This window comes from Pseudoalteromonas luteoviolacea DSM 6061, assembly GCF_001625655.1.
Classification (GTDB): domain Bacteria; phylum Pseudomonadota; class Gammaproteobacteria; order Enterobacterales; family Alteromonadaceae; genus Pseudoalteromonas; species Pseudoalteromonas luteoviolacea.
The window spans coordinates 30,460-49,099 of the sequence record NZ_AUYB01000158.1; the positions used below are offsets into that span (position 1 = coordinate 30,460).

The following is an 18,640-nucleotide window of genomic DNA, read 5'->3' on the forward strand; positions in this document are numbered from 1 at the left end:
TAAGGAATGTTATGCTGTTTAAGAAAAAAACCAAATTACTACTAATACTGAGTACTTTGTGGGCTTCAACGCCTAGTTTTGCGCAAGACAAATCTCAAGAAGCCCCCCTTTTATTAATAGGCGCTTCATTTGCAAATGCTTCAATGCCCTATTTCGACAACCTACAATCTCCATTAGGAGGCATCGCCATTAATTCAGGTCGATACCTTTCTCTTGGCAACGCACTAATCCGAGAACGTAGACTCTCTGGACATTTGATCAACGAAGGTCAAGCAGGCGCAACGACCTTTGACAGGCTGACCTGTTTTCCGGGGCCAACATGCGTAGGGCCTGGCTGGGAGGGCTATGAAAAGCAACTGACAAAAGCGCTCAGTCGAGTTAAAACTGCTCAAGGAGACTACGCCGCAGAATACATCGTAATAATAAGAGGAAATGATTGTAATCACCCAGATGCTTTTGGCATTCCTATGGCAGAAACATCAGAGTGCAGCATCGAGCAAATGAATCAGTATACGGACACTTTTATCAGTGTTGCAAAAAGAGCACTTGCTGCGGGAGTGATCCCTATTTTTTCGAGTCCACCAAAATACGAGAATATTGATTGGGAGACGCTCAGACAACGCTTTAACTGGCCATGGATAGTCAGTAAAGAAAACTACGAACTTTTTGCCGAAATCCGTTTAAACCGCTTACAACAAGAAGTACCTGAAGCATTATTTTTGGATATTTGGCGAGGTTTTACGCCTATGGATGATGGATTACATCCGGACAGAAAAACAATGCAGAGGGCTGCGAAACGCATTGCCAAAGCAATCAAAAAACATCGACGAGAACAATCTAATCAGGCTCTGTAAATTAGCTACGCCTTAAAATAATCAAGCGCTCTAGACAATATGCCTAGAACGCTTTGTACAGGGAGTTTTTAAATTTAATTAAAATGTGTATTTAGCACGAATATAGAAGGTTGTTCCTAAGAACGCTGCACTGTATGCACCAATTGAATTGGTGTTGCCTGCAGATCTGCGCATTACTCTTCTCGGCTCAGTGTTAAATACGTTGTTGATACCTAGGGCATATTCCCAATTATCCGATGCAATATAGTTCACATTGATATTCGAATATGACCAACCATCAATGGTATGCGTAGTTGGCTCACCTTGCTCTGGGCGACCATCCGTTTCGGCCTCACCTAAATAGTAAGTAAACCAATTCGCCGAGATATTGTCATATTGCCAGTTAACACTAAAATTCATTTTGTTCTTTGGCTGGAACCCACCATTCGAAGAGTCCGTTCCAACATAGTCGGTCACGCCCCCATCAAAAATGCTAATTTCATGCTTAAGCGCTCGGTGCCAATTTACGCCAACTCTGAAATCACCATACTGTGAAGTTTTGAATTTGTAGAACACCTCACTATCAATGCCTCTGTAGTGTGATGCATTGAGGTTCTCATTGTATGTATCCACTCCTAGCAATACGCCTTTAAGCGGGCCAGATTGATAGCGGTGAATATCATCACAGAAATCTCCGGTTTCGTTACATAGTTCAATTTTCCTTTGGGCTCTAAATGTTGAAATCGTGTTTTCTAACTCAATGTCATAATAATCTACCGTCAACGAAAGCCCATCAAACGCCTGTGGTGTAAAAACTAACCCAAATGTCTTGATAACCGCTGTTTCTGGTTCAAGATCTGGGTTACCACCAGTATTTGTTCTGATCATATCCAAACCATCCCTAAAACCAGAAGCTGGTGCCCCTGTTTTTAAACAGCCTGCATCATTTTCTTGAGTAAGCGGCCTAATAGGACCATCTGCGCCTGTTTTACAAGGATCCGTGCCATTTTCGAATGATGGCAATTGCCCTTTAAACAACTCTTGAATGTTCGCAGCCCTAAATGCTTGGCTGATTGTGGAACGAACGCTAAAGTCATCGTTTACTGTCCAGAAGATAGATGCCTTTGAGTTCGTCGTGTTACCTGCCCCAGTGCTGTAGTTTGAGTAGCGACTGGCAAGGTTTAATTCTAACGAGTCAGCAAATGGTGCGTCCTTGATTAGTGGAATATTTAGTTCAATATACGCTTCAGATACATTGTAGCCCCCACCCGTTGGCCTACCGTTACCATCTGTGGTCATCGCATGCACTGCATTACTGTCTGTTTGCTTAAGACCTTCAAGCTCCATATAACTGACACCTGATGCAATGCCAATATCCCCAGCAGGTAGCGTCATCAAAGTGCCTGTTACATCAAAAGTGGCCGTTTTGATCGAAGAGTAGCCATAGCTGACATTGGCCCAGTCACCCGAGACATATTCCATAGCCCCTTCTGGTTGTGTTTGCCCAGGCTGTAAAAAGATATTCAAAGGTACACAGGTCGAGGAGATAAATTTAACAACTTCGGGGCCACTACCACACCTCAAAGTGCCGCTTTCATCAAAGTGTGTAGGGCCAACAGCTTCGCGAACACGGGCCCAGTTGAACACACCTTCACGTGTTTCTTGGCTTTCATAGCGACCAAACGTATAACCTGCCTGCCAAGACCAAACATCGTCAAAGTCTCCACTTAACCCCAGTGCAATATGGAACTGGTTTGCGTCAAAACGGCTCTGGCGTGGGCCAAATTCATTCATACGCTTTGACCATTTGTATATGTCATAGCTATTGCCATTGGCATCTTTCGGGCCCAATTGCTGGTTGTAATAATTGTCTTTTGAAATTGGAATATCATCATAGCCGCCAATCCATGGGATCAAGGGCTGAGCGGCCGAGTTTGAGTCATTGTTTCTATGGGTATAAAGAACTTCAAAATCGAGTACTACATTTTCTGAACTAAATGCCTGCCCAACATCGTAATTTGCAAATGCTGACATGCTATAAACTTCTGTAGGCTGCTGTAGAAATGATTGTTCAAAGTAGTTATAAGAGTCAGCACTGGTGTATTCATGAAACTCACCATAATCTGGCCCTTGAGTTAAGCGCCTGCCATCTGGATCTGTCACTGCGGTCCACGGAAGCCAATAGCTGCCATCTGGTAATAATGAGCCATCATTTTGCAAAGCAACTGGCGCTTCAGAAAACGGAATGTCCTTAGAGTAAATAACATCGTCCTCAGAATAACTCGCAGAGAACGTCACGCTACCTTTGTCAGCGGCAAAGCCAGAGACCATTTCGATGTGCTTTTTAGCTCCGTCAAACCCTGTGTTATTTCCATAACTAGCACTTACTTCTAGACCATCAAAGTCTTTCTTGGTAATGATGTTCACCACACCAGCAATTGCATCTGAACCATAAATCGCAGATGCTCCATCCATCAAAACCTCAACACGCTCTACAATGCTAGTTGGAATCGCCCCTAAGTCTACTGATGAATCAGCTCCTTTACCGCCATATGGTAAGCGCTTACTATTAAGTAAAACTAGTGTTCTATTGGTCCCTATACCGCGTAAGTTAAACCTCACTGCGCCACTGCCATTTGCACTCAACGAGTTTTCAGTTGGCTGAGAAACCGTCATTGTTTGTAAAATATCGCCTATGTTTTTGTAAGGGCTTGCCTTTATGGCTTCTTTGTCAATTACGGTAACGGCACCGGCAGAAACTAGATTGGTCCGTGCAATACGCGACCCCGTTACGACTATTTTTTCAACTTCATTTTCTGCTGTTTCGTTTGCATGTGCTTCGTAGGGCGCAAACGAACTAAATATAGCTATGGATATCAAGTTGTATAAGAATGATGTTTTCTTCATTTTTCTTCTCTCACCGGAACGTTCCAAACCAATAATTAAATTTCCCTCTCATATTCTGTTTATTGGGAATTTAACTACTTGACGGTTGCACAGCATGACTAACTCAGCAGTGCTTATTGTTATTTAAGCACCAATAGGAACGTTCCAATAAAGTATCCTTTAGAATATATATATACGATAATTGCATAAAGCAGGGAATTAGCGCTGTTAAGTTAAATAATGGACCAGAAAATAATTATTTTTATCGCTTAACAAAACGTAAAATTAGCCTTGTTTTTTTCTGCCTGATGAATTTATTTATATGTAATAAATAAAAGTACAAGCGAAGTATGTCATAAATAGTAAACAGGAGGAGAGGTAAATAACCAAACGGTCATGCCAATTATTAGAGGAAAACCCTAAATATGAAGCAACTAAAAATAGCGCTATAACTGGCATTCAACACGCATTTTAACATGCCAGTTATAACCAGATAAAAATTACTTTATCAGATAGTTAGCATGCTTTAGAGAGATAATTACTGGTACATCGAGCATCGTAAGTTGGGCAAATATCAAAAGAGTTAAAACCTGCAGCCCCACCGATCTTTGGTGTATTTTCTGCCGATAAAGGCTTATTTTCAAGCGTCAGATTTTTCATTTTTCTTTTATTTATCACTAGTTTCATTTCTTCATTCCTTAAGTTTAAAAGTAGTTTAATTAGTAGCTAGGCTGAGCTTAATTTCAACTTTACGGCAAAATTAAACCAGCCCTACTATTTCAAATTAAAAGACCTAAAAAGGTCTGTCAACCTACGAATAAAAACGACTCGCAATACACACTGGCCTTTTTCAGGGCCAGAGCCCTTCAAGGAGCTTAAAGCAAAGGCAATTTATGCTCTCTCACGCCATTTTTTATAGGCAGCAGAATCAATAAACGACTGGCCGCCCTTCCACTCTGACAAATCCTGTTCGGAGATTACAGCATCAAATTTCGACTCAAGTATATTAAAAAGCTCCACTGCGTATTGATATTCTTCCATTAAGATCACAAGTTGCGCTGCAAGAATATAGTTTGCGTAGCCCTCGCCATTAAAATAAAGAGTGTCATGAATGATCTGCCATAGAGATGCATAGTCTTTGAGCTCGGCGTAAATCCCCCCTTTTTGGAACATTTGAAAAGTATCTTGCCTAACATACTCTGGCGTACTATCGAGCAAATCAAGTGCCTTAGGGTAAGCCTTGTTTTGCATGTGATACTCTAACCAAGCAAGCCCAGTAAGCTTTTCTTCTCCTATCATTTTGACTAACTTATCAACAAAAGGTCGTGTCTGCTCTAACGGCATCACAGAAATGGTTCTCATCAGGGTATGCTGAACAAACTCGTTACTTTTTGCCGTGTCTGAAAGGTTTTTGAGCTGGCTTACCGCTTGTTCAATATCTCCACCGGCCAAGCTCTTCATAACTTGCACGAAAATTATTTGCTGGCTTTCTTCTAGTTCAGTTACCAAATGACTTATCGCCATAAACTCCAACGTACTGTGAGCCAGACTTTCAGATTTAACATCAACTAAGTATCGCCCCTGATGCCACACCAAATGAAAGTACAAAAAGCGGCCATCTTCGCTGTTCACTCTGTAGTAACTACGCCAAATGCGATTGCTCTGCTCTTCGGTACCTAAATAGGAAAACCCACCAGATTGAAGTAACCCATTCAAATTTTTTAACACTGCTTTTATTAATAAATTAATATCTGCTTTTTCCTCTTGGGTGCTAAGCAAATCAAAGTAATTAAGGAAAGTCTCTTCGTTGACAAAAGCGACAACGCCTTTAATACCGTGTTCCTCTATTTCTTTTAGAAACCAGCTATTGAGTTGATAAGGAGACATCTCTTTGTTTTGAGTAACAGCAACGGAGTCAGTTTGAGGCTGTATTTGGGTATTGGTACTCTCACACCCTAAAAGCAATAAACTCAACAACACACAAGCAATGGCTAAATAGTTTTTTGTTATCATTTTACTCGCCCTTTGCTTGCTGTGCTTTGCGCTTAATTTCATTTAGCATTGCGTCAAATTTTATATCTGTCGATTGCTCATATACATTCGTGACTTTACCCCAGAAACCTTTGTGTTCATTCACAGTTTTTAAATTTGATAGGTGCTTTGCCACATCAGATTTAGGCACAAAAGGCGCTAGAGTTTGGTATTGATTCGTCAAGATCAGACGCCTCTTGTCATACCGAAGTTGTGAGCGAAATTGTATGTATTCACTTTCTACTTTTTCATCAAACTCTAGATGACTAAAGTCGATGTCTTCAGGTAAGTGAAATGAAACTGAGTGTTTAATTTCGATAGGAAAACTCAAATGAAGCGGTGACGTCCTGCGAACTGACTTAGGTAACTTAGTGTAGTCATGCGCGTAATCAGCATAAAAGCTAAATTCGGCGTCATTTTTTTCGTTCAATTTCCAATAATTAGGCACAGAGTATTGCTCTTCAACCACTACAATATTAGAAACTGGGTCATCCGCAACTTGCATGGTTCGTGCAACTTCTAAGCTTGGATAGCTATTTGCGTAATAGTTAGCGTAATCGTTGGATATATCATCAAGGCCTCTTGTCGCCATTCGATAGCGAAAGCTTTCTGCATCGGCCCCGTGCATGGTGGTTTTAATTCGCCACATAACAGGCGAGAAATAATTCGCAGAGAAAATATCCTCTTCAATTACAATTTTGCTGTTGCGTTTGGCAGGTTCGGCATCAATCACAGTGGTATCGGACGCATCGATCAACAGCGCTTTTCCAAAGTCCGGTTGATAAAGCTGATCAATGTCTTTACCTTGATAGGACATAGTCGCATCTACGAAATAATAACTGCCATTGTATTCTATTCTGTTGATCACATGGTTAAACGCTTGATGCGTAGGCAAATAACTCGATATTTCTGCACGTTCCACTGAAGAAACTAAGATAGGAGATGCTTTAATATCTACAGCATCTAGCAATACACTCAGCAACAGCGCTTTATCTTTACAATCGCCATAACGATGTCTAAATACTTCATCAGGGCTACGAGGAAGGTGAGAATTCACACCCAATTCTAACCCTAAATATCGAATGTCTTCTTGTGTAAACCTAATTGCTTCATTCAAAGCATCTCGCTTATCCATCTTTTGTAATTCGGTAATAAAAGACTGTAAGCCTTTATCTTTTACCTGCGTGTTTTCAAATAATCCATTGGCCCATGCTTTTAACTGCGCCCAATCTTGATATTGAGAGAATTGCACATAAGGGTAAGGGGTATACCATGATGGCATGTCACTATCTGCGATTATTTTTTTACTGTTAAGTACTTCAATTGAGTAATGAGTACTTTGCTCATTGCTTGTTACAATCGGCTGTAGGCTGTCTTTAGTTGTTTTTACTCGTAGCTTTCGCGAAGAGTCCGCCGTTAAGCTAAAGGACACTTTATCAATATCAACTCCCCAACCAAAGCTGGCAAAATGTCCAAAGTTACCATTAAAGACTGGGTTTTGGCCGTAATGTGTGTAGCTGTATTCAAGCTCGTCACCTACTCGAATATCTTTGAGTAAAATAAGCGCCTCATATTCTCCTGAATATAAATTACTCTGCTGCTCATCTTCTGCGTTAATAATCTTTATTTGGTCTTTGCCAACGCTTTGTACTAGCTTGTTGTCACGAAATACCTCAACCTTATGAAAAGTTAACTCTTCAAACGCGGGGTTAAACCTAATACGAATAGATGCGTTATCCTGCACACCTGCACTGTCGGTGTATTTGTAACGGCTACGTACAAAATAACCAAAGTTGTCTTCGATATTAATTTGCCGATCGAACAATCGATAGTGCATTGGCTTTTCAATTTGTGCTGGTAAATCCGATAAATTAATTGGTTTTACCCAACTTGGTTGAGATGTAAAGCCGACCTGAGGTTTTACATCAGAAGGGGTTGACTTTACCCCTGCTGAAATAAACAGCAGCAAAATGAAGTAAAAGGGAAGTTTTCTTACCATGAGCGAGTTCTTTAGGTTTATCCAATATAAAACAGCGAGATACTGTACCTAAACATCTATTTTAATACCAAGCTTTTTTAACTGGATATTACCTAAAACCTCTAGGGTTTAAGCTGAAGATAGTCTTACTAAAAGGCGTAAATAAATAGGGGCTGGATTATCATTACTCAGTGAGTTAGTTCTAGTACAACAAAAAACTCAAATTCCATTCAGGTATCATGGGCTTACTCAGAGAACTTTATTCCCAGTAACAACCATTGAATGCATGTTGCTTTCGATACACTTTAACTAAGATAGAAACAGCAATAAAATGAGACAAAATAGAGCATAGTAGAAGATACGCGATGAACAAGAACGAAATACAATTAAGACCAGCTAATTCTCTCGACAAAAAAGCGCTTTTAATTTTAGAGCAGGCAGTTGTGGAAGCAGAAAGACCATTTAATCCGCAAATCAGGTCTAAAGCCTGTTATTACGATTTGGAAGACCTGCTTGAAAATGACCTCTCACACGTTATTGTGGCGTTGCATAATGAGGAAATTATAGCCACGGGCTATGTTCAGATACGAACTTCAAAAAAATCTCTCACACATAACAAGCATGGGTACCTTGGATTTATGTTTGTCAGCCCTGAATATCGAGGACATGGTTTGAATCAGCGCATAATCAAAACTTTGATGAACTGGGCTGAATCTAAGGGGATCTATGATTTTTACTTAGATGTATACAAGGATAACGAAGCGGCTATAAAAGCCTATGAAAAGCTCGGGTTTGAACCGTCTCTGTTAGAAATGAAAGTTAATACCGAAAAACAGGTATAAAGCGATGCTCGATCCAGCCTCGTTCTGCGTAGCGGGGCAGTCAGTTTAGCACTTTTCAAGCAACGTAGTTTATTTAAAAATAACAACGTAACCCACTTACTCATCATGTAAGTTTTCCCACAAAAAAACTAAAGCCTTCAATCTATTTAACTTACTCTCATAACTCCTAAAAATAAAATTTTCGTCTACACTGAAATTATTCTGCAGCTCACAAGGTCTTTTTCAGCAAGTCGTCCGGAGCGCAATAAAATTGCTTTTTTTGTATCGCGCGCATTTGCAAAAAAAGCCAATAAAATGGCAATGGTCTGAATTAAGTACAGCAAAAACGCAGTGCCTTTCAGCGCCATTCAAAACTTTGGCATAACCAAAAATACGAGGAAAATACAATGAAAGCATTAACAGGCGCCGCTATGGCAATGATGGTTGCGGGACTTGTGGGCTGTAATTCAACGAGCGAGTCAGGTGCTACAAGTGGCGCAAGCGCGGCAAATGCAGGCGCAGCAAAGACAGATTTAGTACACTGCTATGATGTCAATGTTTGTGGCGGCCACAACGATTGTAAAACCGCAAGCAATGCTTGTGCAGGTCAAGCTTCATGTAAGGGTACTGGGTTTGTAGGCATGCCTTCAAAAGCCTGTGCAGACGTTGGTGGAAAGCAAAAAGACGACTGGGTCGGCAGTATTGCAAAAGCTGATTTAGTACACTGCCATGACGTTAATATTTGCGGTGGCCACAATGACTGTAAAACAGCAAGTAATGCTTGTGCAGCGCAAGCTTCTTGTAAAGGAACTGGTTTTGTAAACATGCCAGCAAAAGCGTGTAAAGATATCGGCGGTAAAGTAGGTAGTTAATAAACTTTAGGTGGCTCTCTGGTAAAGCGAGCCACCTAAACTTCACAACAGCGAGTATAGATTGAGTAATACATCCCACCCCTTTGTCGGTTTTGGTTTAGGTCTACGCACATGCTACTTCGAAGAAATTTTGGCGACTCAACCTAAGGTTGATTGGTTCGAGATTATTTCTGAAAATTACTTTGTTGATGGCGGCAAACCTTGGCATTACTTAGCGCAAATAAAAGAGCAGTACCCCATTGTGATGCACGGCGTTTCCATGTCGATTGGCAGTACATCAGAGATTAACTTTTCCTACTTAGATAGTCTTAAAAAAACCATCAACAGAGTTGATCCATTATGGATTTCTGATCATCTATGCTTTTCATCACTTGGCGACTTTAACAGCCATGACCTGTTGCCAATGCCGTATACGGAAGAAGCATTAAGTCATTTAACTGAGCGTTTGAACATTGTTCAGGATTATTTGCAAAGACCTTTAATATTAGAAAATGTATCGAGTTACTTAACTTATCAAGCTTCACAAATGAGCGAGTGGGAGTTTTTATCCGAGCTGCATAATCGGACTCAATGCCAGTTTTTGCTCGATATTAATAACATTTATGTCAGTGCCCGCAATCACGATTTTGCACCAGAAACATTTCTCAATGCCATTCCTGAGAAAGCAATTGCACAAATTCATTTAGCTGGGCACAGCGACTTTGGCAGCCATATCATTGACACACACGATCAGCCCATTTGTGATCATGTTTGGCAGCTATTTAAGGACTTTGCAAAAAAGCGAGGCCCAATCAATACCATGATTGAACGGGACGACAACTTTCCACCTTTTAAAGAATTAATGGCTGAGTTAGACCACGCAAGATCGCTCGTTCCGAAAAGTTGGAGTATCCATGACTTCACTTGAACAACTACAACAAGACTTTGTTAATATGCTCAATCACGGCTCAATGGATTTTGAAAACCACATTGCAGCTCAAGAAGGAGCATTGGCGCCGACACAGCGAGCAGAAATTTACCAAAATGCTTATCGGATTCGATTAACCAAAGTATTGGAGCAAGATCATGAAATGCTGGGCCTTTACTTAGGTGACGAGCTTTTTGACGAAATGGTCAAAGGCTATCTAGCGCGCTTCCCATCATCAGCCCCCTCGCTCAGAGAATTTGGTGACAGGCTTCCCCAATTTTTATCTGAACATCAACCGTTTAGCGAACACGGTATATTAAAAGAAATAGCGCTTTTCGAACGGCTATTACTCAAAGCATTTGATGCGGGAGACAGCAAGACACTGCAATTCGCACAGCTCCAAAGCATTGAGCAAGCAAACTGGCCAAACATTCAGTTTCAGCTCCATGAAAGCGTATATTTACTCACTTGTCAGTTCTCAGCTGTCGAAAGCTGGCAAGCGCTTAAAAGCGATCAATCGCCTCCATCACCTGACATTCAATCTCCTCATCACTGGATAATTGCCAGGGAGCCAGACAAGCGAACTGGGTTTTACGCTCTTTCAACATGTCACTACCATTGCCTAACCAGTATGCAAAATGGACTGCCATTTGGGTTTGTATGTGAAGCAGCTGCCCAATACGCAGAATCTGAAGAGCAAGGTACAATGCAGGTTATGGAGTTGCTCCAAAAAGGCATTGAATTAGGCTGGTTTAAAAGCGACATTAGAGTACAGCAAGCTTAGGTATTGTTATGCGCATGAGACAAAAGTTGCAACTCTATCAGTTCAGTGTCATATTTAGCATGGTATTTGCCTTGATAGGATTTAGCTATAATACTTGGCGCTTAGAAGTCACTGAAAACAACAATAATATCAGGCTTGCTTGTTTTGAAATGCTTAAAGAGTTAGCTGCATTGGAGCAATTGGTATATGTCGCGCATTACGATGGTGATGTAATTTCGGCGAGCCCTCGAAAAGGCTGGATAAAAGTTGGCCTAATCAAAGATTTTAGCTATTTAACCAGTGCGCAAGTTCAAGATAATGCGTCCTCTTTGCATCAAACTTGGTCAAACAATTGGGAAAGTATCACTACAAGCAGTCAGTCAGTAGAACTTGTGGTGCGTGACATCGACAAAGTAAAAGATGAAATTAAAACACTACTCACCACACTGCAATAATCTTGCTTACCCGTTTCCAGTATATACCCAAGGCGTGTTTGCGCTTTTAATCAAAGAAAATGAGTTTTAACTTAAACTGTCAGAGTGAGTTTGCTTAACTTAATTGAATCTGACCGTGATACTCTCCTGTGCAGGGCTCAGCGGTTCGAATACTGGCAACGCTAGCAGTTCAAAACAGGCCTGTATGAATGTCCTTGCTTCGTGATTAACCGGCGTTAAACAAAGCCACCTCTTTCTCTGTAACTCTATCAATACGCCACTCAAATGAAAGACACTTTATATTCAGGTTGACGTCCGGCATCACATTAATCTCCCATAAGTATCCATCATGTTCCATACAGGAAAACTCATGGTCAGGCTGATTTAAATGCCTATTCTTTTTTGGCGCTTTAACATTTGTTTCTAAAACTACGTATAAAGGGCTATCATCCCAGCCTTTATCCAAATGAAATGATTCAATCTCCGAGCAAATAAATGTCACTTTAATATCAGAGCCAATCACGAAGAAAATCAGAGAGACAGAAAACGGGAAGTTGGTGAAGATAATGTCTACGTTGGCATTGTCGAGCAACTTTTCGCAAACTAGATTTAAGTCTGAGTTATTCTTCCAGTTTTTATATGAATATTCGATTGCGCACACTCCATTGTAACTTAGGTAACCATGATATGGAGCGTATTAAGCTTGGCTATAATTAACGAAAAATGAGTGTCAACCAAGCCTTGGACGTCTCCTGACAACTGCTTTGCTAGGAATATGTTACTCACCGCACTCAGATAAGTATAATTTAAAGCCGAGTTTTCCCTTGATACTCATGGCTTTAGGAGATCATATTGCGCCACCACAAGCATCTTCTTTGATAGAAAAACCAACGTCAGCAATATAACTTGAAGGGGTTAAATTCAGAGGGTTCTCTACCAGCCAACTTTCAAGCTCTTTTATCTGAATAGCCAGCTCCCACTTACCTTGTGCTAAATGAGCGAGCTTTTCGCTTGATTGTTCAACTTTGATATGGATTGGTACTCGATTTTCCTATACAGCATATTAGCGAGATCTTGCCTAAATTCCCTAACTTGTAAGATAGAAATTCTTCCAAACTAAATTTCACTCTAATATATTGAAAAACATATTAAATCATACAATAAGAAAAGTATACTCAATGCGATCGAACGACGGTTTTCCGTTCATAATGCCTAGCCATATCATATCTCAACTGACTGTTCAGGTATGAGCTACATAAATTAAAGTGGTGGCCTTTATTCTAGAATTAAACCTTGTTATATTTATCAGTCGCCTTCTGGCATATCGCATACATTTTTAAATTGTACGCTTTGGCAAAATTATACTTAGCAACACGGGCTTTTTTCTCCGCCGTACTTTTAATGACATCTCCCATTCCAGTCAAAAACTTAGTCCCACAGCGGTCCTTTAACTCTTCTATCGGGATATGCTCTAGACCTGGAGACACGGGGCGCCTACCTTGAGTTAAAAGTAGGCGATAATCTTTGTTTTCAAGTGCCTTTTCAATCGCAACATCCACGTTCAAGTCGTCACTACGCTTATTCATATTCGATTGCTTAGATCCCTGAGGTTGTTCATGTGCGCACCCAATCATCAACCCTAAACACGCTAAAATTTGAATCCATTTCATTCGTTTCTCCTTAACCCAATGCGAACCAAGCTCAACAATATCAAAAAGCTAACTATAAAATACAAACTTCCTGAAGAACCCCCGGAATCGGATGGTGGCGTAGACACCGTAATCGTGACTTGTCCCGTTGATTCTCCCCCTGACGAATCTTTGACAACATAAGTCAATTGCTCTGTCCCTGTGAAACTCGCTACAGGTGTGTAAGCAAGCCGATTATTAGAGACAAACACATTGCCACTGCCATTATAAGTTACAGTTCCTATGGAAAGCGTATCACCATCCACATCTGTATCATTTGCTAATACATCAAGCGTGTTGCTTTGGCTATTTTCTGTCACTGAAAATGTATCATTTACAGCTTGTGGCGCATCATTGACTGCAGCCACGGTTATTTGAGCATTAAACACCCCACTGGTTAATGTCCCCCTAGTAGCAGTAATGGGTAACGTAATAGCACCATTGAAATTTGCATCAGGCGTAATCACAAGACCCGTAAAGCTATAGTTTTGGCCAGACTGGAGCGTAAGGGTTTCAGCATTAAACCCACCTGCATAACTAAAGAAATCCACGGACAATGTTAAGCTCGTGTCTTCTGGTATTTCCAAAATTTGCTGTCCGGTTATTTCTGGTGGGATTGGTTCACTAGAGCCATCAATAGACAGTGCCCCACTATTCACAGCAAAGAAAATATTGTCTGTACACATTATTTTTAATTTCCCTTGCGATGAGCTCGATAGTTGAGCGAGTGTGACGGTTTGCTCACCATCATTAGCCACGTTATCAGCTAAGTTCGTTGGAAACGATACACCACCGTCCAAAGACAATAAGATATCAACTTCCTGACACGAAATTGGAGCATTTTCACTACCAGCTGTATCCCAAGTAACTTGCTGACTCCCAAGCGCCCATTGTGTTCCGTCAATCGGATCTGTTACCCTGAAGCCCTGTTGATTACTAATTACATTGACCACCATAGAATCATCCGCAATATTACCCGTACTGTCTCGAACTAGCAGTTTAAAGTTAAGAGACCGTGTGGTAGTTGGCAATGCTTCCCCATAGCTTGACTGTCCAGATAACACATCAGACAGTTTAGGGAAGGTTCTTTCTCCGCTTTCAATCGGGTTAAACACCCTAAAAAGAGGGCCACTGCCGCTGTCTGTTGAGTCTTCCTGTGCGCTACTTGTTGCACTTCCCAAATCACTTTGCTGCCAACTGAAACTCAGGGTGTCTCCTTCATTGTCTGTGGCACTTCCACTTAAGGTAAAGGGGGTTCGTGCAGGTATCGTGTAATCTGCTCCCGCATTAACAACGGGTGCTTGATTGGATTTTGCTGTGCGGGTACCACATGTGCTGCCTCCAGCTTGCCGTGTAAAAGCTGCCATTTGCTCCAGCGAGTGAACATGAAAGTAAGGATCTGAGTTCGTTTGCAAGTTTTGCGATTCACAAATGCCTGTATAAGCCATAATTGTCGAGCCACTGCCAGGTTCAAAGGCTGCTGAATCTACTCGATTGCCGCCACATGCACCGGATAACCCGTTATATGTGTGGTCAGCGCCAAGTTGATGACCAATTTCGTGCGCCACATAATCGATATAAAAAGCATCATTTATTGGTTGAGGATTTCCGGTTACACCTTCCGCTTTAGCGCTGCTGCACGCGACACCAAACCCAGCTAGACCACCGCCACCTGTTCCCACCAAGTGCCCTATATCATAAGCTTGCGCACCAATTGCGCCATCAATCACAGTAGTTAAGTCATCTATATCAGTATCGTCATTCACAAAAGGGTCTGAGCTTGGATCTAAGAAAATAAGATCATCATTGTTCGCTACAAGTTCAAAAGATGTAGAAAGGTCTCGTAAGTACACTTGGTTTATTCTGTTGACGAGTGTCACCAGAGCGGCCATAACGCTTGATTTTGTTCCTCCGTGAAACTGACTATATTCTCCTGTAGTTGTAATCGCTAAGCGATATTTGACGTCTTCGGCCAATGGCGTCGCAAAACTGGGGGTTAAACTCGATGTTGCCTGTCTGTGCTCTTTTAACTCTTGGTATTTTATGGGGTTATGAAATACATGTACTCGCTCAGTAACTTCTCTATTCAACGCACTTTTGTAATAGACTTGGTAGTGCATATTTGCTGTCTGTTGATTTACAGGGTCAATATATACTGTCTTACCATTTAGACTGTACACACCATAAAAACCATTTGATGAATAATCAAAAGTACCCTTTACACTCGGATTGCCCACTTGTTCGCCAATATACGTTTTGATATTTGGGTACTTGCTCTGTAATGCCTTTGGCATCACAGAATAAGGGATCAATTTAAATCGCAGTAGAGAGCCATCAGGGCTCGGCACGTCCAATTGAATAGCTTTGTATGAAAGTAGGCGTTCTAAATATTCGCTATTTAATTGAGATTGAAAAACACCTGTTTGGCTGGATTGAAAAGGTTTGTGCTTCTCGGTCAACCATAGTTTTTCATTGCTATGAGAGAAAAATGCAATAGTAAATAACACACCCCAAATGGCCGCAGACTTTACCATAACAGTCACCCATTATCTGTATTCAATTATTACAGCATAGTCACATTGGGAGCAATTGCCTGAAATTAGCCCCTTTTTTTAGGCCTCTGAACACTTTTATCGTAATCAGTTTCGTCTTCACAATTCGTCGCAAAGTTAGCACAAACATTTCTGCACAACTGTATTTATTGATCACATTAAAAAGGATCACTGCTGCTCACTAGTACCCATTTTCGTGAGATATTTCTTACAAACAGTGTGCGCCAAACCTGTAACAAGTTGTAATTGTGTATAAATACTCATCAGACCTCTTGAATCTACTGACCAAAGGTTCTAAAGTTCCAGCCATCAGATTTGCAAAGGGAAAAGCAATGATATTTTTAATAAGATGGATAAGCTGTATAGCGATGATAACATTATCGCTAATTTACTTAATCAAAGGTGAGTTTTTATACGCAGTGCTATTAGCTACGTTTGCTTATATATCTAACCCAGGTGCGAAAGCTTCACCGGTAGAATATGAAAATGGCAAACGCTTATTTGATAAATACCTCGTCGACAAACCTAAACGAAATAGAAGTAACGCTAAACCTTGGTGACAACAGCCTGTTCTCGATTTTAACCCTGCTTGGGTAAATCCTTGTTTACGCCTCTAATTTTAACGCTTTCAGCGTTATAAATTAGGGGCCGATAAACAGCTTGTTATGCTCTGCCAGCGCCCTCTTTATTTTATTGATCAGTTCTTTGTCTGTATTTAAATTAAATGCCATACACGCGCGTCGATCAGAAGAGTTGCGCACTTCAAGTGCAGGCTCAACATTTCCGTAATCAACTCCCATGAGCCTCAACCGTTCATACATCGTGTATTCAGTGGTTAGTAAAAAGTCAATACGCCCTGCCACTAGCTTTTTCTGTGAGGCACTTGGATCAGCCGTTATATCCAAATTTACGCCAGCTTCAAAACCTAGGTTTACAAGGTACTCATGCACAACGCTGCCCCTTACTACGGATATAACGTATTTCTTTGCTTCTTCGATGGAGTTAACTTGTATGTCTTCTCGACTTTTTAATTTAAACAAATATTGCCGAACAGGCCTCATAAGTGGACACGCCCATTCAAATAACTTTTCTCTATCTGCATTTCTGTAGATCGAGTAAATCATCGTGTTTGGCTGAGTTTTGGCGAGTTTCATTGAGCGTGCCCAGGGGTATAAGTTGATGTCATACTCAACCCCTGCGGCATCTAATACTTCTCTTACTTTTTTGGTGGCTCGTCCGACTATGACGCCATCTTCATCTGCATAGTTATATGGTACCCACTCTTCAGTCACAACTTGAAGCTTGGGTAAAGGCGTAGATGCCGCATCAAATGCAATGCAGCAACTCAAAACAGCTAACCGTGTAAGTAAACTTAACACGTTTAAACCTCCAAACATCGACACTTCACGCTGCAACTCAAACTAAAGACTTTATAATCTATAGTTATTAGGATAGACGCTGAGCACGAATCGTTAAAAGTAAAAGTACAAAAATGTAAAGTAATACAACTTACAATCCTTGTAACCTTTAAAAAGGAGGTTCTAAAATCCCAATCAATTAGTTCACGTTTAACTAGCGAAAAAATACGACCTTTGTAATTTTACCATCTTCAATTTGGTAACTTGTTACAAACTCAGAGCGCTTATCCACAACATCCGCTTTCTCAGAGCAAATTTCCGATGTTTCATGATCTATAACGATATTGCCATTGGTGATTCGCTTGATTGAAGTCGCATTAAGGCAGTGCATTTTTTCAAACATTAGCCCATAGCGCTTGATTAGCTGCTTTTTACCTTTAAACATCAGAGTTTGAGGGTAAATATAAAACTCTACATTTTCGTCATAGAGTGCGATGAACTTTCTGATATCTTGTCTGTTATAAGCAGCAATAAGCGCATCTACAACAGCCTCTGCCTCTTTTTCTTGGTCTGTCTTCTGCAGGTTGTATTGACTCGCAGTGCCTTCAAAAGCAGGGTTTGCTCCCGCAACCCATGCTGCAAGTAGCAAAACAGCTGACAATAAGTACCTCATAATTCCCCCTTTTTGGTACGTACGAGGGGAATTATAACAAGTTTCTTTAATATTATATACTGGGACGGATCAAGCCGGAGTTCAATTACCAATATTGCTCAACAGTAATATGACCTGACTCAGCCCTACGGTGCTTTTTGAATCCCATATCTTGTAGCATTGCAGTAGTATCTTTAACCATATCTGGATTACCACAAAGCATAAAGTGATGCGCTTCAGTAAACTGGTTGATATTGCAATACTGAAGTAGCTGACCATTGCTAATGATATCTGTTATGCGTCCTTGTAGCCCATTTTCAGGAGTCTCACGACTTACCAGCTGTACATAGGTAAATTGCGGGAAAAGCTTTTCAGTTGCTTTTATTGGGTCTTGATAACACAAATCTGTATTATGCCTGACGCCATGAACTAATATCACCCGCCGATAGCTACGCCATAGCTTTCCATCAGCTAAAATAGAGAGAAACGGACCAATCGCTGTCCCCGTAGAAAGCATCCACAGCGTATCCGCTTTTGGCACTTCATCCAAAATGAAATAACCACTTGGCTTGGTGTTAATCCAAATATCGTCGCCTGTTACTAGTTGTGCCAGTTTACTAGATAGAGCACCATCCTCTACTTCAATCAAGAAAAACTCTAGCAGGGGGTCTGAAGGTGAGTTCACAAACGAGTATGCGCGAGCAACCTTTTTGCTTCCAATTTCTAACCCTAGTTTAGTGAATTGTCCGGCTTTAAAAGGTTCTATATCTGCGGCCACTTTGATGCTGAATAAACTCGGCGTCCACCAATTAACTTCAATAACTTTTCCAACAACCCAATTTGACATAGCTGAACCACAAAAAAT

Annotated in this window: 17 protein-coding genes; 7 read left to right on the top strand and 10 right to left on the bottom strand. The window is 40.9% G+C overall.

Annotated elements, in window-relative coordinates; all coding sequences use genetic code 11:
* Window positions 1–11 precede the first annotated feature (11 nt).
* Window positions 12–854, top strand: coding sequence for an SGNH/GDSL hydrolase family protein (locus tag N475_RS24305; RefSeq protein WP_063358608.1), 843 nt, complete (start codon window positions 12–14; stop codon window positions 852–854).
* 78 nt (window positions 855–932) lie between these two features.
* On the opposite strand, the gene N475_RS24310 is transcribed toward N475_RS24305, so the two are convergent.
* From N475_RS24310 to N475_RS24320, 4 genes are all read right to left on the bottom strand, one after another.
* Window positions 933–3,740 (bottom strand): TonB-dependent receptor plug domain-containing protein, encoded by a 2,808-nt coding sequence (locus N475_RS24310; RefSeq protein WP_063366103.1) that lies wholly within the window; start codon window positions 3,738–3,740, stop codon window positions 933–935.
* A 495-nt stretch (window positions 3,741–4,235) separates the two neighbouring features.
* Window positions 4,236–4,406 (bottom strand): hypothetical protein, encoded by a 171-nt coding sequence (locus tag N475_RS25645; RefSeq protein WP_155730964.1) that lies wholly within the window; start codon window positions 4,404–4,406, stop codon window positions 4,236–4,238.
* Window positions 4,407–4,610: 204 nt separating this feature from the next.
* On the bottom strand, window positions 4,611–5,732 hold the full coding sequence (locus N475_RS24315) for a hypothetical protein (protein ID WP_063358610.1): 1,122 nt from the start codon (window positions 5,730–5,732) through the stop codon (window positions 4,611–4,613).
* 1 nt (window position 5,733) lies between these two features.
* Window positions 5,734–7,749, bottom strand: coding sequence for a DUF3857 domain-containing protein (locus tag N475_RS24320; protein ID WP_063358611.1), 2,016 nt, complete (start codon window positions 7,747–7,749; stop codon window positions 5,734–5,736).
* A 344-nt stretch (window positions 7,750–8,093) separates the two neighbouring features.
* Between N475_RS24320 and N475_RS24325 the strand changes: the two genes are divergently transcribed.
* From N475_RS24325 to N475_RS24345, 5 genes are all read left to right on the top strand, one after another.
* Window positions 8,094–8,570 carry a GNAT family N-acetyltransferase gene (locus N475_RS24325; RefSeq protein WP_063358612.1) on the top strand — a complete coding sequence of 159 codons (477 nt, stop codon included), beginning with the start codon at window positions 8,094–8,096 and terminating at the stop codon, window positions 8,568–8,570.
* Window positions 8,571–8,956: 386 nt separating this feature from the next.
* A complete protein-coding gene (gene bufA2 / locus N475_RS24330) occupies window positions 8,957–9,421 on the top strand; it encodes a BufA2 family periplasmic bufferin-type metallophore (RefSeq protein WP_063358613.1) in 465 nt (154 codons plus the stop codon).
* Between the two features lie 61 nt (window positions 9,422–9,482).
* Entirely contained in the window at window positions 9,483–10,328 is an 846-nt protein-coding gene (gene bufB / locus N475_RS24335) for an MNIO family bufferin maturase (RefSeq protein WP_063358614.1), read from the top strand.
* Window positions 10,315–11,112 (top strand): HvfC/BufC N-terminal domain-containing protein, encoded by a 798-nt coding sequence (locus N475_RS24340; protein WP_063358615.1) that lies wholly within the window; start codon window positions 10,315–10,317, stop codon window positions 11,110–11,112. Before bufB ends, N475_RS24340 begins: the two co-directional genes overlap by 14 nt.
* 8 nt (window positions 11,113–11,120) lie before the next feature.
* Window positions 11,121–11,546, top strand: coding sequence for a hypothetical protein (locus N475_RS24345; RefSeq protein ID WP_063358616.1), 426 nt, complete (start codon window positions 11,121–11,123; stop codon window positions 11,544–11,546).
* Between the two features lie 205 nt (window positions 11,547–11,751).
* Here the strand turns inward: N475_RS24345 and N475_RS24350 are convergent, their stop codons facing one another.
* The 3 genes from N475_RS24350 to N475_RS24360 all read right to left on the bottom strand — a co-directional run bounded on the left by N475_RS24350 (window position 11,752) and on the right by N475_RS24360 (window position 15,747).
* Window positions 11,752–12,186 (bottom strand): hypothetical protein, encoded by a 435-nt coding sequence (locus N475_RS24350; RefSeq protein WP_063358617.1) that lies wholly within the window; start codon window positions 12,184–12,186, stop codon window positions 11,752–11,754.
* A gap of 625 nt (window positions 12,187–12,811) precedes the next feature.
* Window positions 12,812–13,195: a hypothetical protein gene (locus N475_RS24355; RefSeq protein WP_063358618.1), complete on the bottom strand. Its 384-nt coding sequence runs from the start codon at window positions 13,193–13,195 to the stop codon at window positions 12,812–12,814.
* The gene (locus tag N475_RS24360) at window positions 13,192–15,747 is read right to left on the bottom strand and encodes a reprolysin-like metallopeptidase (protein WP_063358619.1); all 2,556 of its coding nucleotides are present in this window, start codon (window positions 15,745–15,747) and stop codon (window positions 13,192–13,194) included. The genes N475_RS24355 and N475_RS24360 overlap by 4 nt, the downstream gene beginning before the upstream one ends.
* Window positions 15,748–16,133: 386 nt before the next feature.
* Here N475_RS24360 and N475_RS24365 point away from each other — a divergent pair, with 386 nt between their 5' ends.
* Entirely contained in the window at window positions 16,134–16,325 is a 192-nt protein-coding gene (locus N475_RS24365) for a hypothetical protein (protein WP_063358620.1), read from the top strand.
* An 81-nt stretch (window positions 16,326–16,406) separates the two neighbouring features.
* Here N475_RS24365 and N475_RS24370 read toward each other — a convergent pair whose 3' ends face one another.
* From N475_RS24370 to N475_RS24380, 3 genes are all read right to left on the bottom strand, one after another.
* Window positions 16,407–17,144, bottom strand: coding sequence for a substrate-binding periplasmic protein (locus N475_RS24370; RefSeq protein ID WP_227008516.1), 738 nt, complete (start codon window positions 17,142–17,144; stop codon window positions 16,407–16,409).
* Between the two features lie 193 nt (window positions 17,145–17,337).
* Entirely contained in the window at window positions 17,338–17,796 is a 459-nt protein-coding gene (locus tag N475_RS24375) for a nuclear transport factor 2 family protein (protein ID WP_063358622.1), read from the bottom strand.
* An 85-nt stretch (window positions 17,797–17,881) separates the two neighbouring features.
* Window positions 17,882–18,622: a ferredoxin--NADP reductase gene (locus tag N475_RS24380; protein WP_063366105.1), complete on the bottom strand. Its 741-nt coding sequence runs from the start codon at window positions 18,620–18,622 to the stop codon at window positions 17,882–17,884.
* Window positions 18,623–18,640: the final 18 nt, after the last annotated feature.

Coding starts and splice junctions, on each gene's coding strand:
- N475_RS24305 (WP_063358608.1), top strand. CDS start 12: ATGCTGTTTAAGAAAAAAACCAAATTACTACTAATACTGAGTACTTTG.
- N475_RS24310 (WP_063366103.1), bottom strand. CDS start 3,740: ATGAAGAAAACATCATTCTTATACAACTTGATATCCATAGCTATATTT.
- N475_RS25645 (WP_155730964.1), bottom strand. CDS start 4,406: ATGAAACTAGTGATAAATAAAAGAAAAATGAAAAATCTGACGCTTGAA.
- N475_RS24315 (WP_063358610.1), bottom strand. CDS start 5,732: ATGATAACAAAAAACTATTTAGCCATTGCTTGTGTGTTGTTGAGTTTA.
- N475_RS24320 (WP_063358611.1), bottom strand. CDS start 7,749: ATGGTAAGAAAACTTCCCTTTTACTTCATTTTGCTGCTGTTTATTTCA.
- N475_RS24325 (WP_063358612.1), top strand. CDS start 8,094: ATGAACAAGAACGAAATACAATTAAGACCAGCTAATTCTCTCGACAAA.
- bufA2 (WP_063358613.1), top strand. CDS start 8,957: ATGAAAGCATTAACAGGCGCCGCTATGGCAATGATGGTTGCGGGACTT.
- N475_RS24340 (WP_063358615.1), top strand. CDS start 10,315: ATGACTTCACTTGAACAACTACAACAAGACTTTGTTAATATGCTCAAT.
- N475_RS24345 (WP_063358616.1), top strand. CDS start 11,121: ATGCGCATGAGACAAAAGTTGCAACTCTATCAGTTCAGTGTCATATTT.
- N475_RS24355 (WP_063358618.1), bottom strand. CDS start 13,195: ATGAAATGGATTCAAATTTTAGCGTGTTTAGGGTTGATGATTGGGTGC.
- N475_RS24360 (WP_063358619.1), bottom strand. CDS start 15,747: ATGGTAAAGTCTGCGGCCATTTGGGGTGTGTTATTTACTATTGCATTT.
- N475_RS24365 (WP_063358620.1), top strand. CDS start 16,134: ATGATAACATTATCGCTAATTTACTTAATCAAAGGTGAGTTTTTATAC.
- N475_RS24375 (WP_063358622.1), bottom strand. CDS start 17,796: ATGAGGTACTTATTGTCAGCTGTTTTGCTACTTGCAGCATGGGTTGCG.
- N475_RS24380 (WP_063366105.1), bottom strand. CDS start 18,622: ATGTCAAATTGGGTTGTTGGAAAAGTTATTGAAGTTAATTGGTGGACG.